The following is a 17,882-nucleotide window of genomic DNA, read 5'->3' on the forward strand; positions in this document are numbered from 1 at the left end:
AAATGATTATAATTGCTAACTCCTTTCAAAACTAGGTAAGTTTGCTTATGAATCAACCAAGACGCCATCAAAAGGTCGGTGATGTTTTCTCGCAAAAGCTGGTATCGTGCCCTGCGCATACTCCGCTGGTTGATGCTGTGCGGTTGATGCATGTTCATAATGTAACGGCTATTTTTGTTAAACACGAACAATCAATTGTCGGTATTTGGACCGAAGCTGACTGCTTGCAGGTAGACATTACCAGCCCTGTTTTTAAAGATGTGGCGATTCACGAGGTGATGTCGGCGCCAGTTGTTTCTGTGCCAAGTCAGTGCTTGCTGAGTGATGCGACATTGCGTTTTCAGCAACATGGGATTCGTCACTTGTTGGTATTGGATAACGATAAGCAGCCCGCGGGAATGCTCAGCCTTTCTGATATAGTTCATAATCAAGGGCTTGATCATTATTTACAGTTTAGACCCATTCATGAGCAATACCGCACCGATTTAGAAATTGTGGACTCAGCGATGTCTATCGAAGGCGTGGTTGATATTATGCGCGCGAAGCGCCTTGAAAGCGTTCTTGTTTATAATCAAGCGTTAGACATTCATGGCATTATTACGCAGCGTGATATTGTTGGGTTGATCATTCAAACTGAATGGCTAAATCCTTGTTGGCAGTATGCAAGTTATCCATTGATTGAAATTGATAGTGAAAGCAGCCTATTTGATGCGTACCGATTGATGTCTGATCGAAATGTACGTCATCTTGTTGTGAGAGATACCGATATTTGTGGCGTTATTTCATTTGCCGATTTGATTACTGAAATTGAATCGGCTTATTGCTGTGAATTAGAGCGTGCAATTGAACAACGCGACATTGCACTACAAAAGTCTCAGCGTAACTTATTCCTTGCTAATAAGATTATTGATGCTTCACTCGATGGCATTATGCTGACTCAAAGAGACGGCACGATTATTCAAGTAAACCCCGCGTTCACAAAGCTAACAGGTTTTGCTGAGCATGAAGTCATCGGCAAACGGCCGAGTATTTTAAGTTCTACAAAACACAGTCGTTCTTTTTATCAGAAAATGTGGCATGCCATTGAGTACGACGGAGTTTGGCAGGGAGAAATTTGTAACTGCAAAAAAGGGGGGGAAGAGTTTGTTGAGTGGTTGACCATCATTAAAATTAAAGACCCTAATGTTGATGAAATTCTTTACGCTGCTATTTTCAGTGATATCACGGAGCGTAAGCGCGCAGAAGAAAAGATTTCACAGCTTGCCTATTACGATGAATTGACCGGTCTGCCTAATCGACGCTTATTTAATGACCGGCTTTCAATCGCATTAAGTGCGGCTAAGCGAAACGATGATCTACTCGCTGTGATGTTTATTGATTTAGACCGCTTTAAAGAAGTCAATGACAGCTTAGGGCATGATGCTGGCGATAACTTATTAGCGCAAGTTGCAGATCGTATTTTATCTATTCTCCCCCAAGGAGACACTCTAGCGCGTTTAGGTGGCGATGAGTTTGTATTGCTGTGCGAAGTGAGCCGTGTTGAAACTTTATTGGGCTTCGCAGAGCAAGTATTACAACAAGTCAGTATGCCACTATTAATTAATGAACATGAGGTTGCGATTACTGCTTCAATCGGCGCGGCTGTTTACCCCGATGATGGCATTGATAGTGCAACGTTGCTTAAACATGCCGACATAGCGATGTACCGTGCTAAAGAAGTCGGACGAAACTCATTTCAGCTCTTTAAGCCCGCGATGAATGCACGTTCTTTAGAGCGTTTAGCGATGATGAGTCGTTTACAAAATGCTATCGAAAGCGATGAATTCGAATTGTACTTTCAGCCTAAGCAGCATTTAAATAGCGGTAAAATATTAGGCGTTGAGGCATTATTACGCTGGCAAGAGCCGAGTTTAGGTGTGATATCGCCTGCCAAATTTATCCCCCTTGCAGAAGAGCTTGGTTTAATTGTTAAGCTTGATTTATGGGTGATCGAGCAAGCCTGTAAGGAATTAACCAAATGGCGGCAATATGATATTGAGGCAGGCCGTTTAGCGATTAATATTTCGGCCAATCATTTACGTCAGGGGTTGCTGGCATCTAATGTTGCGCGTTTACTTGAACAATATGATGTAGACCCCCGCAAGTTAGAAATTGAGCTAACAGAAAGCTGCTTTATTAGTCATTTTAGTGAAGCGAAGCAAGAGTTACTTGCACTAAAAAAACTCGGTGTGCATATTACGCTTGATGATTTTGGCACGGGGTATTCTGCGCTAAGTTATTTAACCAAGTTACCCATTGATACATTGAAAATTGATGCCAGTTTTATCGCCAAAGTGCCGGATGAATATGGCAATAGTGAGATTGTAACTGCAATAATTACGCTTGCAAAAAGTCTAAGTATTCATGTGGTTGCTGAAGGCGTGGAGAAAATAGAGCAGCTAAACTATTTGCAAATGCTTAACTGCGATACCATCCAAGGGTATTACTTTTGCCGCCCCATAGCGAAGCAGCAATGGTATGACTTTTATCTTGCTAAAGCCCAGAGTGCTTAACCCAGAGTGACTTCATAAGACGTAAATTTACGAATATTAATGACGCCAGTATCAAAAATGAGGTACTGACCTTTAATACCTTGAAGTACGCCAGATACCTCAGGGTTTTTATCAAAGTTAAAAGAGCTAACCTTTGTCGGATACTCGCTAACAGGGTAGTCTAGTTCAACAACGTCTTCGTTAAGTTTTTCAATGGCTGTTGCACCAAAAAGCGCTGCAAGTTCAGAGAGCTTAGGCTCTATTTGCGGAATAAGTTCTGCAGCAGCAGCTTTTAAATCGATGACTTCTGATTGGCCTTTTAACATGTTTCGCCAGTTCGTTTTATCGGCGATAAACTGTGCTAAAGCAACTTCAACAAGACCCGATTGAAGTCGAGTTTGCACTTTAAAGATAGGAAGTGCTTGGGTCGCGCCTTGGTCAATCCAACGAGTGGGGATTTGCGTGTGACGGGTAATACCGACTTTTAATCCAGAAGTGTTTGCTAAATAGACATAATGAGGGATCATGCAGTTTTCTTCCCCCCATTGTGGCTCGCGGCAAGTCCCTTTATCAAAGTGGCATGTTTCTGGTTTCATAATACACATATCACAGCTAGCGAGCTTACGCATGCATACAAAGCAGTGACCTTGCGAGTAACTTTTTTTGGTTTTCTTGCCGCAGTTGCTACAAAAAATATTGCCTGTAAAAGTCAGTGTCAGTGTTTTGCCAATGTAATCATTTAAAGAAACGAGTTCATCACCAATTGGCAGGTGGTATTGAACGGGTGCAGCGTGCGACGATTTTAATTTGCGAAGTGTGCCTTGCATCTTTACATAGCCCCTAAAGATGTAAAAAAGGCTAGTGTAACATGCTCTATTTAGAATGTGTGGCAATTAACGACAGGTACTCATCGAATGGAATCGCTTTGCTGTAATAAAAACCTTGTCCTTGGTCGGCGCCCATTTTAATTAATAACTGTTCTGTCGTTTGATCCTCAATGCCTTCAACGGTGATATTCATATCCAGGTTATGAGCCATATCAATGGCTGTTTTAACGATAACTTGGTGTGTCTCGTTGTTGGTAAGGTCGAGAATAAATGACTTATCAACTTTAATGGTACTAAATGAATAATTAACTAAATAATTCAATGAAGAGTAGCCTGTACCAAAGTCATCAAGAATCACTTGGCTTCCTAATTTATTTAATTCATTTACGAAACGCACCATATCAGTGTGATTTTTTATCAGTGCAAATTCAGTTAACTCAAATTTTAACTGCGCAGCAGAAACCCCGTGCTTTAAGATACTGTTTTCGATTTTTTCGATTAATTTAGGAATGGCTAAATTTTTAGCACTTAAATTCACACTAATCGTGTGATCGTAATAGCCTTGTTGATTCAGTTTTGCCACTGTCTGACATGCTTTTTCGATAACCCATAAGCTTAGCTCGTTGATAAGGCCTGTGCGTTCAGCAAGTAAAATTAGTTGCTCAATATCAAGGTGCTTATCGGCTGATGGCCAGCGCAATAGCGCCTCAGCACCCACGATAGTTCCGGTGCGTAAATTGACAATGGGTTGCAAGTAAATGGCGAGAGAGTTGCTGCGAATCGCGTGTTGTAATGACACCGCTAAACTTAAATCCATGTCGATATGTGGGGCGGTTGTATCAGTATTTTGGTGCTTTTGTGACAGCCCTAAATAGCCGCGTTGTAACCAAGAGTCAAAACCATCATTTTCCACAGGTTCTGTAATACTGAAGCGGTAATAAAGCTGTAAATCTAGCCCTGATATTTGATACTGCTTTGGCAGTTGTTTGCAAAGCGTATTGAGTTCTTCGTTGAGCTCGTCTTGCGGTTGAATTTTGGTTGAAACAAAAGCCAGTATGCCGTTGCCTAAATCGGCTACCTTTGGGGCGGTATCCAGTGAGGATTCTAAGCTTATAAACTGTCTTTGTTTGCTAAGTTGGTGCTCTAAAGATTTAGCAACTGTGGTAATGATATGACTGCTTTGGGTCGGATTTAAAATGCTCATTAAGGCATTAAACTGCTCGATTTTTAACAAGCATAAGTTGGCGTTTCTATGCTCATTTATCATTCTCATGTAGGCTTGCTTTAACATGGCCTGATTAAGTAATTTTGTTTGCTGCGAATGAGTCGCATGATACAGCGCTTTCTCTCGTTGGTACCGTACACGGTCGGCCAAAGCCATTGCCATTAATACGATCTCGCATAAAATCGCAATTAAAAATAGGTGGCGAGTTGCAAAACTGTAAGGGATAAAACCCGTTAATTCGAGTGGTTGCACAGCAGCACCTATTATTAACGGGACCCATGACATCACATAAAACTTTGCCCAACGAAAGCCACTCACAAGCTTTTTGTAAATCATGCAAATACATAAAATATACAGCGGCACCATTAAGGCAAAGAAAATCTTTGACGAATGGTACTCCAACATAAAGAAGCTAATTAAGCTAAAACTGAACAGTAAGGCTAAAAAGCTAATGCTGAGTTTGTAGAGAAGACAGTTGTCTTTGTGGTAACGCAAAAACATGGTGCAAAATGCGACCGTGAAAAAGGCAATGGCATAGTTACTAAAAACGACGTGTTCATTAAAAAATAGTTGCCATGAAAGAGGCCATAAATAAAAACCAAAACCCAGTACTGAGCCCATAAGTAATAAGGCTGAAATGATATAACCAATGTAAATTAGGTAAACACGGTCACGAATACCAAAAAATAACACTAAGTTATAAAGGGCCGCCATGATAAGCACGCCAATAAATATCCCCCAAATCCCCACTTGTGAGCGAATAAGGTGTTGAAATTCGTTTTTACCATAAATTTTGATGGGGGTTTTGCTGATACCAACCGTATCAATTTTTACAACCAGAGTTGTTTGTTCGTTAGCCTGTAATGTGAGTAACGCATGAGGCGTACTGTACTGAAATAAGTTAAGCCCAGTAACTTTATCGCCTAATCTCGTTTTTTTGATCAGCTTTTGATCAGCATCCAATTCAAACAGGGTTAAATAGTCAACCATGGGATTGTCGAAGTGGATAAATAAATCAATTGCTTTCGATTGTCTATTTTCCAGGTCTAGCTTGAGCCAGTAATCTTTTGCCGCTAAATCCCATTCTATGTACTCGAAGGGTTGCTCAATTAATTTCTTTGGCTCAGAAAGGAGCTCTTTAAGGGTTAATGATTCAGTGTCGTCAATACGGTAAGCTGTGTGGGTGTATACAGGCGCTGTTTTATCAATAGTATAACGAGTAGGGCTTGCAAGATGAGTCGACAAAGTCGTGATGATAAAAAACAAAGTTGCAAGAATAAAAAATGAAACAAAATGATATTTCAGCGTTTTATTATTCAAAATGGGTTCTTTAACAAATTAATACTTTACTACAGTGTAGCATTAAAAAAGCGCAGTTAAACTGCGCTTTTTTCACAAGGGTACAGGTTCGACCTTAATGCTGTTCACGTGCAATAGCACGGTAAGCGATGTCGGTGCGATACTCCATACCATCCCAGCTGATTTGCTCAACTAGCTTATACGCGCGTTGCTGTGCTTCGGTTACCGTATTACCTAGTGCGGTTGCACATAATACGCGACCACCCGCGGTTACAACCGCATCACCATCTTGCTTAGTGCCAGCATGGAATACCTTTTCGCCTTCAGGGTAATTAACAAGTAAACCGTTAATTGCATCACCTTTCGGGTAATCACCAGGATAACCTTTCGCTGCAAGAACAACACCCACTGCTGCACGCGGATCAAATTCAATGCTTGTTTTATCTAATTCTTCACGGTTAGCCGCTTCAATTAATTCAACAAGATCTGATTTCAAACGCAGCATCATTGGTTGTGTTTCAGGATCACCAAAACGACAGTTATACTCGATCACTTTTGGTGTACCGTCTGCAGTGATCATTAAACCTGCGTACAAGAAACCAGTGTAAGGGTGGCCTTCTTGCGCCATACCTTCAACCGTAGGGTTGATCACTTCATTCATAACACGTTGGTGAATTTCATCTGTAACAACGGGGGCAGGTGAGTATGCACCCATACCGCCAGTGTTTGGACCTTTATCGCCATTGTAAGCACGTTTGTGGTCTTGGCTTGTGGCGAATGGCAATACGTTTTTACCATCAACCATGACGATGAAAGACGCTTCTTCACCTTCTAAGAACTCTTCGATAACCACACGGCTACCCGCTTCACCAAAGCTATTACCTGCAAGCATGTCGCGGATAGCTTCTTCAGCTTCGCTCTCAGTCATTGCAACAATAACGCCTTTACCTGCCGCTAAGCCGTCTGCTTTAACAACAATTGGAGCGCCTTTTTCTTTTAAATAAGCAAGAGCAGGGTCGATTTGTTCAAATGTTTGATAATCAGCTGTTGGAATATTGTGTCGTGCTAAAAAGTCTTTCGTGAATGACTTTGAGCCTTCCAGTTGTGCCGCACCAGCTGTAGGGCCGAAGATAGCAAGACCGTGTTCACGGAATGTATCAACAACACCCAGTACCAATGGCACTTCAGGACCTACAATGGTGAGCTCTACAGCGTTTTCTTTTGCAAACGTAACAAGACCTTCAAGGTCTTCAACATTGATTGCAACGTTTTCAAGTTTTGGCTCTAGTGCCGTACCAGCATTACCTGGCGCAACGAATACCGTGTTTACTTTACTATTTTGAGCAGCCTTAAACGCAAGTGCGTGTTCGCGGCCGCCACTGCCGATGACAAGTACATTCATGGCGAAATAATCCTATTTAAAGCGGTTTTTTAAACTTCAGCGTCATGCGGTCACTTTCACCAATCGCTTTATATTTTGCAGCGTCTTGTTCGTCAAGCGCTAAGCGTGGTGGCAATGTCCATACCCCTTTAGGGTGATCTGCTGTGTCGAGTGGGTTTGCATTAATGTCACTAGTTGCTACCAGTTCAAAGCCTGCTTGTTTTGCAATATCAATCACATAGCTTTGTTTCATATAACCTGAAGATTTCTGATCGTCATCACTACGAGATTCAGGAAGGCGATGTTCAACAACGCCTAGTGTGCCACCAGGTTTAAGTGCTTTATAAAATGCTTTAAATGCACTTAAGGTGCCTTCTTTCTCTTTACCCATGTACCAGTTGTGTACATTTCTAAATGTGAGTACTAAGTCAGCACTGCCGGCTGGGGCAATATCAAGGTGAGTAATGGGAGCAAATTCAGTGAGTTTTACTTCACTAAAACGTGCATCATCGCTCATCTTTTTCTTAAAACCCGCTAATGAACGTTGATAATAACCGACTTCTGAATCAGCTGGGAAATGTGCCGCGTAATAGACGCCATGACCTTTTACAGCCGGCGCTAAGATTTCGCTGTACCAACCACCACCAGGGGCAATTTCTACCACTGTCATTGTCGGTTTGAAACCAAAGAATTCAAGGGTTTCAATAGGGTGGCGATATGTATCGCGCGCGCTGTTTTTAGCGTCACGTTCACTTGATTGTACAGCACTTGTAAGCGCTGATTCATGGCTGTGACTGAGTGCGTGTGCAGATGCAAGTGCTAGGCTTGCAACAAGTAGCGATTTTACGGCAAATTTCATCATCTATTCCTTCATTTTTAGGGTTATTAATAATCAGAATACGTGAATTAGTAGCAAACAAAAAGGGTTAAACAATTTGCTTAACCCTTTATGTAATTAGTGGCGGAAATGGCGCATACCAGTAAATACCATTGCCATACCCGCTTCATCAGCTGCCGCGATAACTTCTTCATCGCGCATTGAACCACCAGGTTGAATAACCGCTGTGATACCAGCGTCGCGAGCTGCATCAATACCGTCACGGAATGGGAAGAATGCATCAGATGCCATTACAGAGCCTTTTACTTCAAGGTTTTCATCAGCTGCTTTAATTCCTGCAATTTTCGCTGAGTAAACACGGCTCATTTGGCCGGCGCCTACACCAATAGTCATACCGTCACGAGCGTAAACAATTGCGTTTGACTTAACGAATTTTGCAACCTTCCAGCAGAATAATAAGTCTTTTAATTCTTGCTCAGTAGGCTGACGCTTAGTAACAACTTTAAGGTCACCTTCGGTTACCATACCTAAATCACGGTCTTGAACTAAGATACCACCATTAACACGTTTGATATCGTGACCTGTTGTCTTGGCAGACCATTCACCGCATTCTAATAAACGTACGTTTTGTTTAGCTGAAACGATCTGTGCTGCAGCTTCTGATACTTTAGGAGCAATGATAACTTCTACGAACTGACGAGAAACAATCGCTTCGGCTGTGTCTGCATCTAGCTCTTTATTAAAAGCAATAATGCCACCAAATGCTGATGTAGGGTCAGTTTTGAATGCACGGTCGTAAGCTTCAAGAATATTTTCACCGATAGACACACCACATGGGTTCGCATGTTTTACGATAACACAGGCGGGTACGTCGAATTCTTTAACACACTCTAATGCAGCATCCGTATCTGCGATGTTATTGAATGATAATGCTTTGCCTTGAAGTTGTACTGCAGTTGCAACAGATGCCTCTGCAACGTCATTTTCAACATAGAAAGCAGCATCTTGGTGTGAATTTTCACCGTAGCGCATGTCTTGCTTTTTAGTGAATTGCATGTTGATTGTACGAGGGAATTTAGTTTCTTCAGCAGCTTCCTCTGTATAATCAGGAACCATTTTGCCGAAGTAGTTTGCAATCATACCATCGTATTGTGCTGTGTGCTCATACGCAGCAATCGCTAGGTCAAAACGTGTTTTATACGTTGTTGAGCCATTGTTGCTTTGCATTTCGCTGATTACACGGTCATAGTCTTTCGCATTAACAACGATAGTCACGTCTTTGTGGTTTTTCGCTGCAGCACGCACCATTGTTGGACCGCCGATATCAATGTTTTCAATTGCATCTTCAAGGCTGCAGTCTTCTTTCGCAACTGTATTTGCGAAGGGGTATAAGTTAACTACAACGATATCGATAGCAGAGATATTGTTCTCGCTCATTACATCTTCATCTTGGCCGCGACGCGCAAGAATGCCGCCATGAATTTTTGGATGAAGTGTTTTTACGCGACCATCCATGATCTCAGGGTGACCAGTATGGTCAGATACTTCAGTGACTTTAATGCCATTATCAGCAAGTAATTTGCAAGTACCGCCTGTTGATAAAATATCTACGCCTTGAGCTTCAAGAGCGCGAGCAAATTCAACGATACCGGTTTTATCTGACACACTTAATAGTGCGCGACGAATTGGACGATGTGTATCCATTGTAGTTTTGATTACCTCAATGTTTGAGCTAGCTTAGAAAGGCGGTATTTTAACTGAATATTGCTGAGAAAACGATGTTTTAAGCGTGAGGAATTTGCATAGTTTTTAACGGTTATAAAAAAAGCACCCTAAGGTGCTTTTTTGTCGAGTATGCAGTGACCCACATACTCGCGTTGTATTGGATTGGTAACCTATTAAAACGACAGCGCGTTAGAATGATTACGGTTTCAATACAACTGGTATCAGTTCATGCCATATTTTTTAAGCTTCTTACGTAAAGTACCACGGTTGATACCTAGTAAGATTGCTGCACGAGTTTGGTTACCACGAGTGTACGTCATTACTTCTTCAAGTAATGGTGCTTCTAGCTCAGAAAGAACAAGGTCGTATACGTCTTGTACGTCTTGACCATTAAGTTGCTTCAAGTAGTGATGAACCGCTTTTTTCACTGCATCACGCAACGGCTGTGGTTTCTCGTGTGACTGTACATGAGGGTTTGTGATAAATGGAGAAGTCACGTTTTGTTCGAACATCGTTATATGTCTCTTTCTTTCTTAGTTAGCTGCTAGTGTTTTAAAGTATTGCTCTAATGCGTCGACTTGTGCCTGTGGGTTATCTAACGCATTAAATACTCGCCTAAACTGACCGTCACTGTCATGGGTTTGCAAATACCAAGATACATGCTTACGAGCGATACGCGCTCCCATTGGCTCACCGTAAAACTGATGAAGGTTTGCTAAGTGCTCCATCAAAATGCTACGCACCTCTGCAATTTCAGGTGCTGGCAAATGTTCTCCAGTTCGCAAATAGTGGTCTATCTCCCTAAATATCCAAGGGCGACCTTGGGCGGCTCGACCAATCATAATGGCATCTGCACCCGTATAATCCAAAACCTGTTTTGCTTTTTCTGGTGATGTAATATCACCATTGGCAACGACAGGGATCGACACTGAACGTTTAATATCCCTAATCGTGGCGTACTCTGCTTCACCTTTGTACATACATGCGCGCGTACGCCCATGTACAGCCAAAGAAGCAATGCCATAACGTTCAGCTATTTTCGCAATCTCGACACCATTACGGTTATCCTGATCCCATCCAGTACGGATTTTTAAGGTGACAGGGACATCGACAGCATTAACAACTGCATCGAGTATCTCTTCCACTAATTCAGGAAACTGTAATAAGGCTGAGCCTGCGAGTTTCTTATTCACTTTTTTAGCTGGGCACCCCATATTAATATCTATGATCTGTGCACCGTTGCTAACATTGAATTGTGCTGCCTGTGCCATAAGCTCAGGATCGGCTCCGGCAATCTGCACCGAGCGAATACCCGATTCACCGCTGTGATCCATACGGTTCATCGACTTTTCGGTTTTCCACACTTTTGGGTTTGACGAGAGCATTTCAGATACCGCAAGCCCCGCACCTAAGCGACGGCAAAGTTGTCTAAATGGTCTGTCTGTAATGCCTGCCATTGGCGCGACAATTACGTTGTTCTCAAGTTGGTATGAACCGATACGCACTGTTATTCAATAGGCCTCTTTTCAAGGGGCGCTAAGTTTACGGCTTTTTTTGCAAAAATCAAAGGCTATAAATTGAACAAAAGTGACTTTTTTTTGCCTATTTTGTATTGACTTTTGATAACAGTTTGACGAGCGGGTTGATTTGTTTGTTATTTAACCAGAAAAAAATTCGCGTGAAAATAGATAACAAATTGAAGAGTGTAAAAATAAGGTAAAGCCTGTTAAATACTGGCTTTACCTATTAAATGTTCAGATGTGTATTATGACTTTTTGGTACCACTAACACGTGTCCATTCACCTTCAACAGCAATCTCGTCAAGTGCTAAAAACGGTGCGTAAACATCGGCAACAGATTGTGCTTGTTCCTCTAAAATACCCGACATAGCAATTTTACCGTTGGGCTTTAATAGTCCCAAAATGACTTCATGAAGCTCTTTGAGAGGTTGTGCTAAGATATTCGCAACAACCACATCAGCACTAAAATCAGGTTGATCTTCAGGTAAATACACTTCGAGCTTGTCTGCAACACCATTGCGCTCAGCATTATCGCGACTGGCCTCAATTGCTTGAGGATCAATATCGATGCCGATCATACGTTCAGCACCTAATTTGATCGCTGCAATTCCTAAAATACCTGAGCCACACCCGAAGTCGACGACCGTTTTTCCGGTTAAATCTTGGCTTTCTAGCCACTTTAAGCATAGCGCTGTCGTTGCATGTGTGCCCGTGCCAAAAGCAAGACCAGGATCAAGCAATACATTGACTGCATCCGGTTCTGGAATATCACGCCAGCTTGGACAAATCCATAAGCGCTCACCGAACTTAATCGGGTGGAAGTTATCCATCCACTCACGTTCCCAGTCTTTGTCTTCAAGTTGCTCAATTTTGTATACGAGTTTGTCAGCGAGCGTCGGTTCAGCCTTAAGTACGGCTACGACGCTGTCCATATCATGATTAGCATCGTATAAACCAATCACCGTGGTATCAGCCCACAGTTGTACTGTACCAAGTTTTGGTTCATAAATAGGGGTGTCTTTCGCATCAACATAAGTAACCGATGCGCTGCCAGTGTCCATAAGTAAGTCGCTGATCATCTCGGCATTATTAGCGTTTGCATTTATGCGAATTTGGATCCAAGCCATGGTCGTCTCTCAAATAGAAAAAAGGCCGCAACAGCGGCCTTTTAGTTAATATATTAATAATGCTATTTATTTAGCATCTAAGAAGCTTTTTAGTAAGTCTGAGCGAGAAGGGTGACGTAATTTACGTAACGCTTTCGCTTCAATTTGACGAATACGTTCACGTGTTACGTCAAATTGTTTACCTACTTCTTCTAAAGTATGGTCGGTGTTCATGTCGATACCGAAACGCATACGCAGTACTTTAGCTTCACGTGCTGTTAGACCTGCTAATACGTCATTGGTTGCGCCTCGAAGAGATTCCATTGTTGCAGAATCAATTGGCGAATCAATGGTTGTATCTTCAATGAAGTCACCTAAGTGCGAATCTTCATCATCACCGATAGGAGTTTCCATCGAAATTGGCTCTTTAGCGATTTTAAGTACCTTACGAATTTTATCTTCAGGCATTAACATGCGCTCAGCTAACTCTTCTGGGCTCGGCTCACGGCCCATCTCTTGTAACATTTGACGAGAGATACGATTTAACTTGTTGATCGTCTCAATCATGTGCACAGGAATACGGATGGTACGCGCTTGGTCAGCAATTGAACGCGTAATTGCTTGACGGATCCACCATGTTGCATAAGTAGAGAACTTATAACCACGGCGATATTCGAACTTATCAACCGCTTTCATTAGACCAATGTTACCCTCTTGGATAAGGTCTAAGAATTGTAAACCACGGTTGGTGTATTTTTTAGCAATTGAAATTACAAGACGTAAGTTGGCTTCAACCATTTCTTTCTTTGCACGGCGCGCTTTAGCTTCACCAATGCTCATACGACGGTTGATATCTTTAATACGCTCAATGCTTAAGCCTGTGCTTTCTTCAATTGCAGATAACTTGCTAATACAACGAATTATTTCTGGTTTTACTTCTTCAAGTGCTACTGAGTACTTCTCGTTTGCAGCAATTTCAAGATCAATCCAAGCAGTGTCTGTTTCGTTGTTAGCGAAGTGCTTCACAAAGTTTTTCTTTGGTAGCTTCGCAATTTGTACAGCTTGCTTCATGATAAGACGTTCTTGTACACGAACGCGATCCATCATTTCACGCATGTTGTTTACCATGCGATCAAACTGTTTAGGAACTAGTTTAAATGTTTTAAACAGTTCACCGATTTCAAAAATAGCAGCTTGTGAATCAGGGTGTGAGCGGCCTTTTGCTTCGAATGTATCGCGTGCTTTATTGTAAAGCTCACGCAAATGTTCGAAGTGGACACGTGCTTCTTCAGGATCTGGACCTGTGTCACCATCTGCATCATCATCGCTGTCATCATCGTCGTCGTCGTCGTCATCGTCGTCTTCGTCGTCGAGCTGTTCTTCATTTAGATCTGAACCGATGTGAGTCGCAGAAATTTGTGATTCGTCTTCATTATTAGGATCAAAGAAACCAGAAATAATGTCGCTTAAGCGCATTTCTTCTGCTTCAAACTTGTCCCATTGCTCGAGTAGATATGTAATTGCTTCAGGGTATTCAGCAACAGAAATCTGAACTTGGTTGATACCTTCTTCAATACGCTTGGCGATAACAATTTCGCCTTCACGTGTAAGTAGCTCAACAGTACCCATTTCGCGCATGTACATACGCACAGGGTCAGTCGTTCGACCGATCTCTTTTTCTACAGTCGCAAGTGCAGCGGCCGCGGCTTCTGCTGCGTCTTCGTCTGTCGTTGTTTCTTGCATCATTAATTCATCGGCATCAGGCGCGTTTTCACTTACCTTGATACCCATATCATTAATCATGCTAATGATATCTTCTACCTGATCTGAGTCGATAATGTCTTGTGGAAGGTGATCATTAACTTCTGCAAAAGTTAAATAACCTTGCTCTTTACCTTTTTGAATCAGAAGCTTTAATTGTGACTGAGGAGTTGGATCCATAGAGATTTTTTCTTCCACTCTGAAAGTTGATACAACAGGCGCCAGCTCGCTTAAAAAATAAGCGACACGAAAACTAACTAGACGCAGTGAATAGCACAGTATAACAGCTTTATTCAATTCTGACTAGCTGTTGCTGCCTTTTAACGCTTGCGTCAGTAAGTGGCATTCTAGCCGTTCTTCGCTGCTTAAGCCTTGGGTCTTGTCTTTTATTAATAGGGTCTCTAGTCGATAATTTAAACACTGGTCTTCAATAAATTTAAAAGTATTTTTGAAAACTGTCTCTAAACGATCGTCATTTATTTGATGCTGCCAAGTTGCTAATTTCACTAATGCATCATATTCAGCGCTATCTCGGAACGATTCTAAGATTTGCGCGGTTGTAATACCATGTCGTTCACGTGCTAAATGCTGTATCCGTAAAAATAGCTCAATGCCGGCAATTTTCATTTCAGCAAGTTCAGGCATGTAAGCGATGCTCGTTGCTAGATTCGGATGCTGCAATAAAATACCTATAGCTTGACGCATCGGCGTTATTTTAAATTTACGCTCAATTGCATGTTGCTGCTTCGGGGTTTTAACCCGATTACTCAATTGCTCTCGTGTACGACCAATTAATCGGCCCAAATGTTCCAGTATATTTTCTTGGTAAAATTCACTCGGTATTTTTTCGATTAAAGGTAAGGCATCACTGAGTAACTTTGCTTTGCCAGCGTCTTTCGTTAGGTCAATCTCTTGGCTTAGCTTGCTGAACAACACTTTGCTGAAATCATCGGCCTCTGCTAGGCGTGCTTCGAATGCCTCTTTTCCTTCTTTTTGTACCAATGAGTCGGGGTCTTCACCGTCAGGTAAAAAGACAAATTGAAGTGATTTGCCATCAGCTAAATAAGGCAGGGCATTTTCGAGTGCGCGCCATGCTGCATCACGACCCGCTCTATCACCATCATAGCAGCATATCACTTTATCAGTGGTTCTAAACAAGGTGTGCATGTGCTCAGCTGTGGTTGCTGTGCCAAGTGCTGCTACAGCGTATTCAATGCCTTGCTCTGCTAAGGCAACCACATCCATATACCCTTCAACAATTAAAATATGTTCAAGTTTCTTATGTGCTTGTTTAGCTTCGTATAGACCATAAAGCTCAAAACCTTTGTGGAAAATACGTGTCTCAGGAGAGTTAAGGTATTTTGGACCTTGATCGGCTTGCATCACGCGACCACCAAAGGCAATAACCCGGCCTCGCTTATCACGAATAGGAAACATGAGCCGATCACGAAAAAAGTCAAATTGGCGACCCGGCGACTTTTCAGACGCGAGTTTTAGCTCAATTAATTGCTCTTTTTGCTCTTTATTTCGGCCTAATTGCTGGCACAGTGCTTCCCATTCACTTGGCGCATAACCAATCATGAACTTTTTAGCGGTTTCACCGCTTAGGCCACGGCCTTTTATGTAATCAATTACCGCTTTTGAGTTGCTATGGTGTTTTAATTGGTGCTGATAAAAACGGGCGGCATGAAGCATTAAATCGTAATCGGAACGTTTTTGCTCAGCGGTACGCTGTGGACCTGAACTAGTGCCTTGCTCACGTGGTACGTCTAAATTTAGAATACTAGCCAGCTCTTCAATAGCATCAACAAACTCTAATTTGTCGTATTCCATGACAAACGAAATGGCATTACCATTCGCTCCGCAACCAAAGCAGTGGTAAAACTGTTTATCTTGAGAAACAGTAAATGACGGGGTTTTTTCGTTGTGAAAAGGGCAACATGCTTGGTAGTCTTTCCCGGCTTTTTTTAGGCCAACTTTTGAATCAATTAGCTCAACAATATCTGTTCGTGCGAGCAAATCATCAATAAATTGTCGAGGGATTTTTCCGGCCATAGCTGTTGTTTTTCCTGCGCTATTTTTGCGTTCTAAAGTGAGATTTGAACACAATTACTCTCTTTATGAAAGACTAAAAACAAGAAACCGAGCACTAGGCTCGGTTTGCTTGAATCATACGTCTGTATGTGGGGGTTAGGCAGTTAATCGTTGCTTGATTAAGCCAGAAATCTTACCTAAATCGGCACGACCTTCGGCTTTGCTTTTGATTACTCCCATTACCTTACCCATGTCTTGCATACCTGCTGCGTTTGTATCAGCAATAGCCGAGTCAATAAGAGCAATGATTTCTTCTTCACTCAATTGTTGAGGTAAGAATTCTTCAAGAGCTTTAATCTCATTGGCTTCAATTTCTGCTAAATCTTCACGACCCGCATCAATATACTGGGTGTAAGAGTCGCGACGTTGTTTTACAAGCTTCACTAAAACAGCGGTAATTCCGTCGTCGTCTAGCGTGATTTGCTCGTCAATTTCACGTTGCTTGATTGCAGCAAGTACCATGCGGATTGGCTTAAGACGGTCTTTGTCTTTTGCTCTCATCGCATCTTTTTGCGCATCTTTTAGCGTTAATAAAAGGCTCATTTATACAAGACCAAATACTGATTAGTATAATTTAACGCGACGTGCGTTATCGCGAGAAAGCTTCTTCATGTGACGCTTTACTGCAGCAGCTTTTTTACGCTTACGCTCAGCTGTTGGCTTTTCATAGTGCTCGCGACGACGAACTTCTGAAAGGATACCTGCTTTTTCACATGAACGCTTGAAGCGACGAAGTGCTACGTCAAACGGTTCGTTCTCTCTTACTTTAATTACTGGCATTAAAAATTCACCTACCTAAATAATGAGCGTTGCTCAAGTTGATCGAATAACGATCAAGTGGTTCAAAAATGGTGCGGTATTGTAATCCGAAGCAACACCACATGTAAAGAATAATATTAACAGAAACTGAGGCGGCTAAACAGTATTAATTTGGCTCTCGTTGATACAAACGACAAATTACCTGCCCTGCAGATTTCTCCTTTAAAAGCAGCCAGTTATCTGGGGGAGTGAAGCTGGTTAGCTCACTTTCAACTTCCACATAAATCAACGCTTGCTCAGTTAACCATTGATTTGATTCGAGTAATAAACAACTTTTTTCAGCTAAATTTTGTCGGAATGGCGGATCAACAAAAACAAGATCAAACTGCTCATCTAGCGAATTATTTGCCAATAATGCGAGGCTATCGCCCTGTTTAATTGTGGCATTTTCAAGTTTGAGGGTGCTTATATTTTGTATAAGTTGAGATGCAGCACTTTTATCAAGCTCAAAAAATACAGCACGTTTAGCAAAGCGTGACAACGCTTCGAATCCTAACCCGCCAGAACCTGCGAAGCAGTCAAGGACCGCTGCATCACGCGTATCTTGCATTAACCAGTTAAACACGGTTTCCTTAATGCGATCAGTCGTTGGACGTAAACCTTGTACATCTTTAACAGGAAGTTTTCTGCCACGAAATTGTCCGCTAATAATACGGATAAAGCCATTTGCTGATTTATTATTGCTAGCGTTTACTTGGCGGTTAGCTGTTGATTTTTTTCTCATTTAACTCACTAATTATTGGTAACTGACCCCCA

The 17,882-nt window shown here is 41.9% G+C and carries 14 protein-coding genes; 1 reads left to right on the forward strand and 13 read right to left on the reverse strand.

Annotated elements, in window-relative coordinates; genetic code table 11:
• Nucleotides 1–47 precede the first annotated feature (47 nt).
• On the forward strand, nt 48–2,552 hold the full coding sequence (locus GZH31_RS02765; protein ID WP_036971043.1) for an EAL domain-containing protein: 2,505 nt from the start codon (nt 48–50) through the stop codon (nt 2,550–2,552).
• Here GZH31_RS02765 and GZH31_RS02770 read toward each other — a convergent pair.
• The 13 genes from GZH31_RS02770 to rsmD form a co-directional block, all read right to left on the reverse strand.
• The gene (locus tag GZH31_RS02770; protein ID WP_036971040.1) at nt 2,549–3,358 is read right to left on the reverse strand and encodes a DUF2797 domain-containing protein; all 810 of its coding nucleotides are present in this window, start codon (nt 3,356–3,358) and stop codon (nt 2,549–2,551) included. The two genes, GZH31_RS02765 and GZH31_RS02770, sit on opposite strands and share 4 nt — an antisense overlap.
• A gap of 46 nt (nt 3,359–3,404) precedes the next feature.
• On the reverse strand, nt 3,405–5,903 hold the full coding sequence (locus tag GZH31_RS02775) for an EAL domain-containing protein (protein ID WP_036971037.1): 2,499 nt from the start codon (nt 5,901–5,903) through the stop codon (nt 3,405–3,407).
• A gap of 94 nt (nt 5,904–5,997) precedes the next feature.
• Complete coding sequence (gene purD, locus GZH31_RS02780; RefSeq protein ID WP_036971033.1) at nt 5,998–7,284, reverse strand: phosphoribosylamine--glycine ligase; 1,287 nt, start codon at nt 7,282–7,284, stop codon at nt 5,998–6,000.
• Nucleotides 7,285–7,300: 16 nt separating this feature from the next.
• Nucleotides 7,301–8,122, reverse strand: a complete 822-nt coding sequence (locus GZH31_RS02785; RefSeq protein ID WP_036971030.1) for a class I SAM-dependent methyltransferase — start codon at nt 8,120–8,122, stop codon at nt 7,301–7,303.
• A gap of 96 nt (nt 8,123–8,218) precedes the next feature.
• On the reverse strand, nt 8,219–9,805 hold the full coding sequence (gene purH / locus GZH31_RS02790) for a bifunctional phosphoribosylaminoimidazolecarboxamide formyltransferase/IMP cyclohydrolase (protein WP_036971028.1): 1,587 nt from the start codon (nt 9,803–9,805) through the stop codon (nt 8,219–8,221).
• A 242-nt stretch (nt 9,806–10,047) separates the two neighbouring features.
• Complete coding sequence (fis, locus tag GZH31_RS02795) at nt 10,048–10,338, reverse strand: DNA-binding transcriptional regulator Fis (RefSeq protein WP_002957804.1); 291 nt, start codon at nt 10,336–10,338, stop codon at nt 10,048–10,050.
• Between the two features lie 21 nt (nt 10,339–10,359).
• Nucleotides 10,360–11,331 carry a tRNA dihydrouridine synthase DusB gene (gene dusB / locus GZH31_RS02800; protein ID WP_036971025.1) on the reverse strand — a complete coding sequence of 324 codons (972 nt, stop codon included), beginning with the start codon at nt 11,329–11,331 and terminating at the stop codon, nt 10,360–10,362.
• A 260-nt stretch (nt 11,332–11,591) separates the two neighbouring features.
• Nucleotides 11,592–12,473: a 50S ribosomal protein L11 methyltransferase gene (prmA, locus tag GZH31_RS02805; protein ID WP_180311353.1), complete on the reverse strand. Its 882-nt coding sequence runs from the start codon at nt 12,471–12,473 to the stop codon at nt 11,592–11,594.
• 66 nt (nt 12,474–12,539) lie between these two features.
• On the reverse strand, nt 12,540–14,393 hold the full coding sequence (gene rpoD / locus GZH31_RS02810; RefSeq protein WP_036971019.1) for an RNA polymerase sigma factor RpoD: 1,854 nt from the start codon (nt 14,391–14,393) through the stop codon (nt 12,540–12,542).
• 123 nt (nt 14,394–14,516) lie between these two features.
• Nucleotides 14,517–16,268 (reverse strand): DNA primase, encoded by a 1,752-nt coding sequence (gene dnaG / locus GZH31_RS02815; protein ID WP_036971774.1) that lies wholly within the window; start codon nt 16,266–16,268, stop codon nt 14,517–14,519.
• 135 nt (nt 16,269–16,403) lie between these two features.
• On the reverse strand, nt 16,404–16,850 hold the full coding sequence (locus GZH31_RS02820) for a GatB/YqeY domain-containing protein (protein ID WP_036971016.1): 447 nt from the start codon (nt 16,848–16,850) through the stop codon (nt 16,404–16,406).
• Between the two features lie 21 nt (nt 16,851–16,871).
• Nucleotides 16,872–17,087, reverse strand: coding sequence for a 30S ribosomal protein S21 (rpsU, locus tag GZH31_RS02825; protein ID WP_002957797.1), 216 nt, complete (start codon nt 17,085–17,087; stop codon nt 16,872–16,874).
• Nucleotides 17,088–17,232: 145 nt separating this feature from the next.
• Nucleotides 17,233–17,850: a 16S rRNA (guanine(966)-N(2))-methyltransferase RsmD gene (gene rsmD / locus GZH31_RS02830; protein ID WP_036971010.1), complete on the reverse strand. Its 618-nt coding sequence runs from the start codon at nt 17,848–17,850 to the stop codon at nt 17,233–17,235.
• Between the last annotated feature and the right edge of the window lie 32 nt (nt 17,851–17,882).

The organism is Pseudoalteromonas sp. JSTW (assembly GCF_013423925.1).
GTDB lineage: Bacteria > Pseudomonadota > Gammaproteobacteria > Enterobacterales > Alteromonadaceae > Pseudoalteromonas > Pseudoalteromonas lipolytica.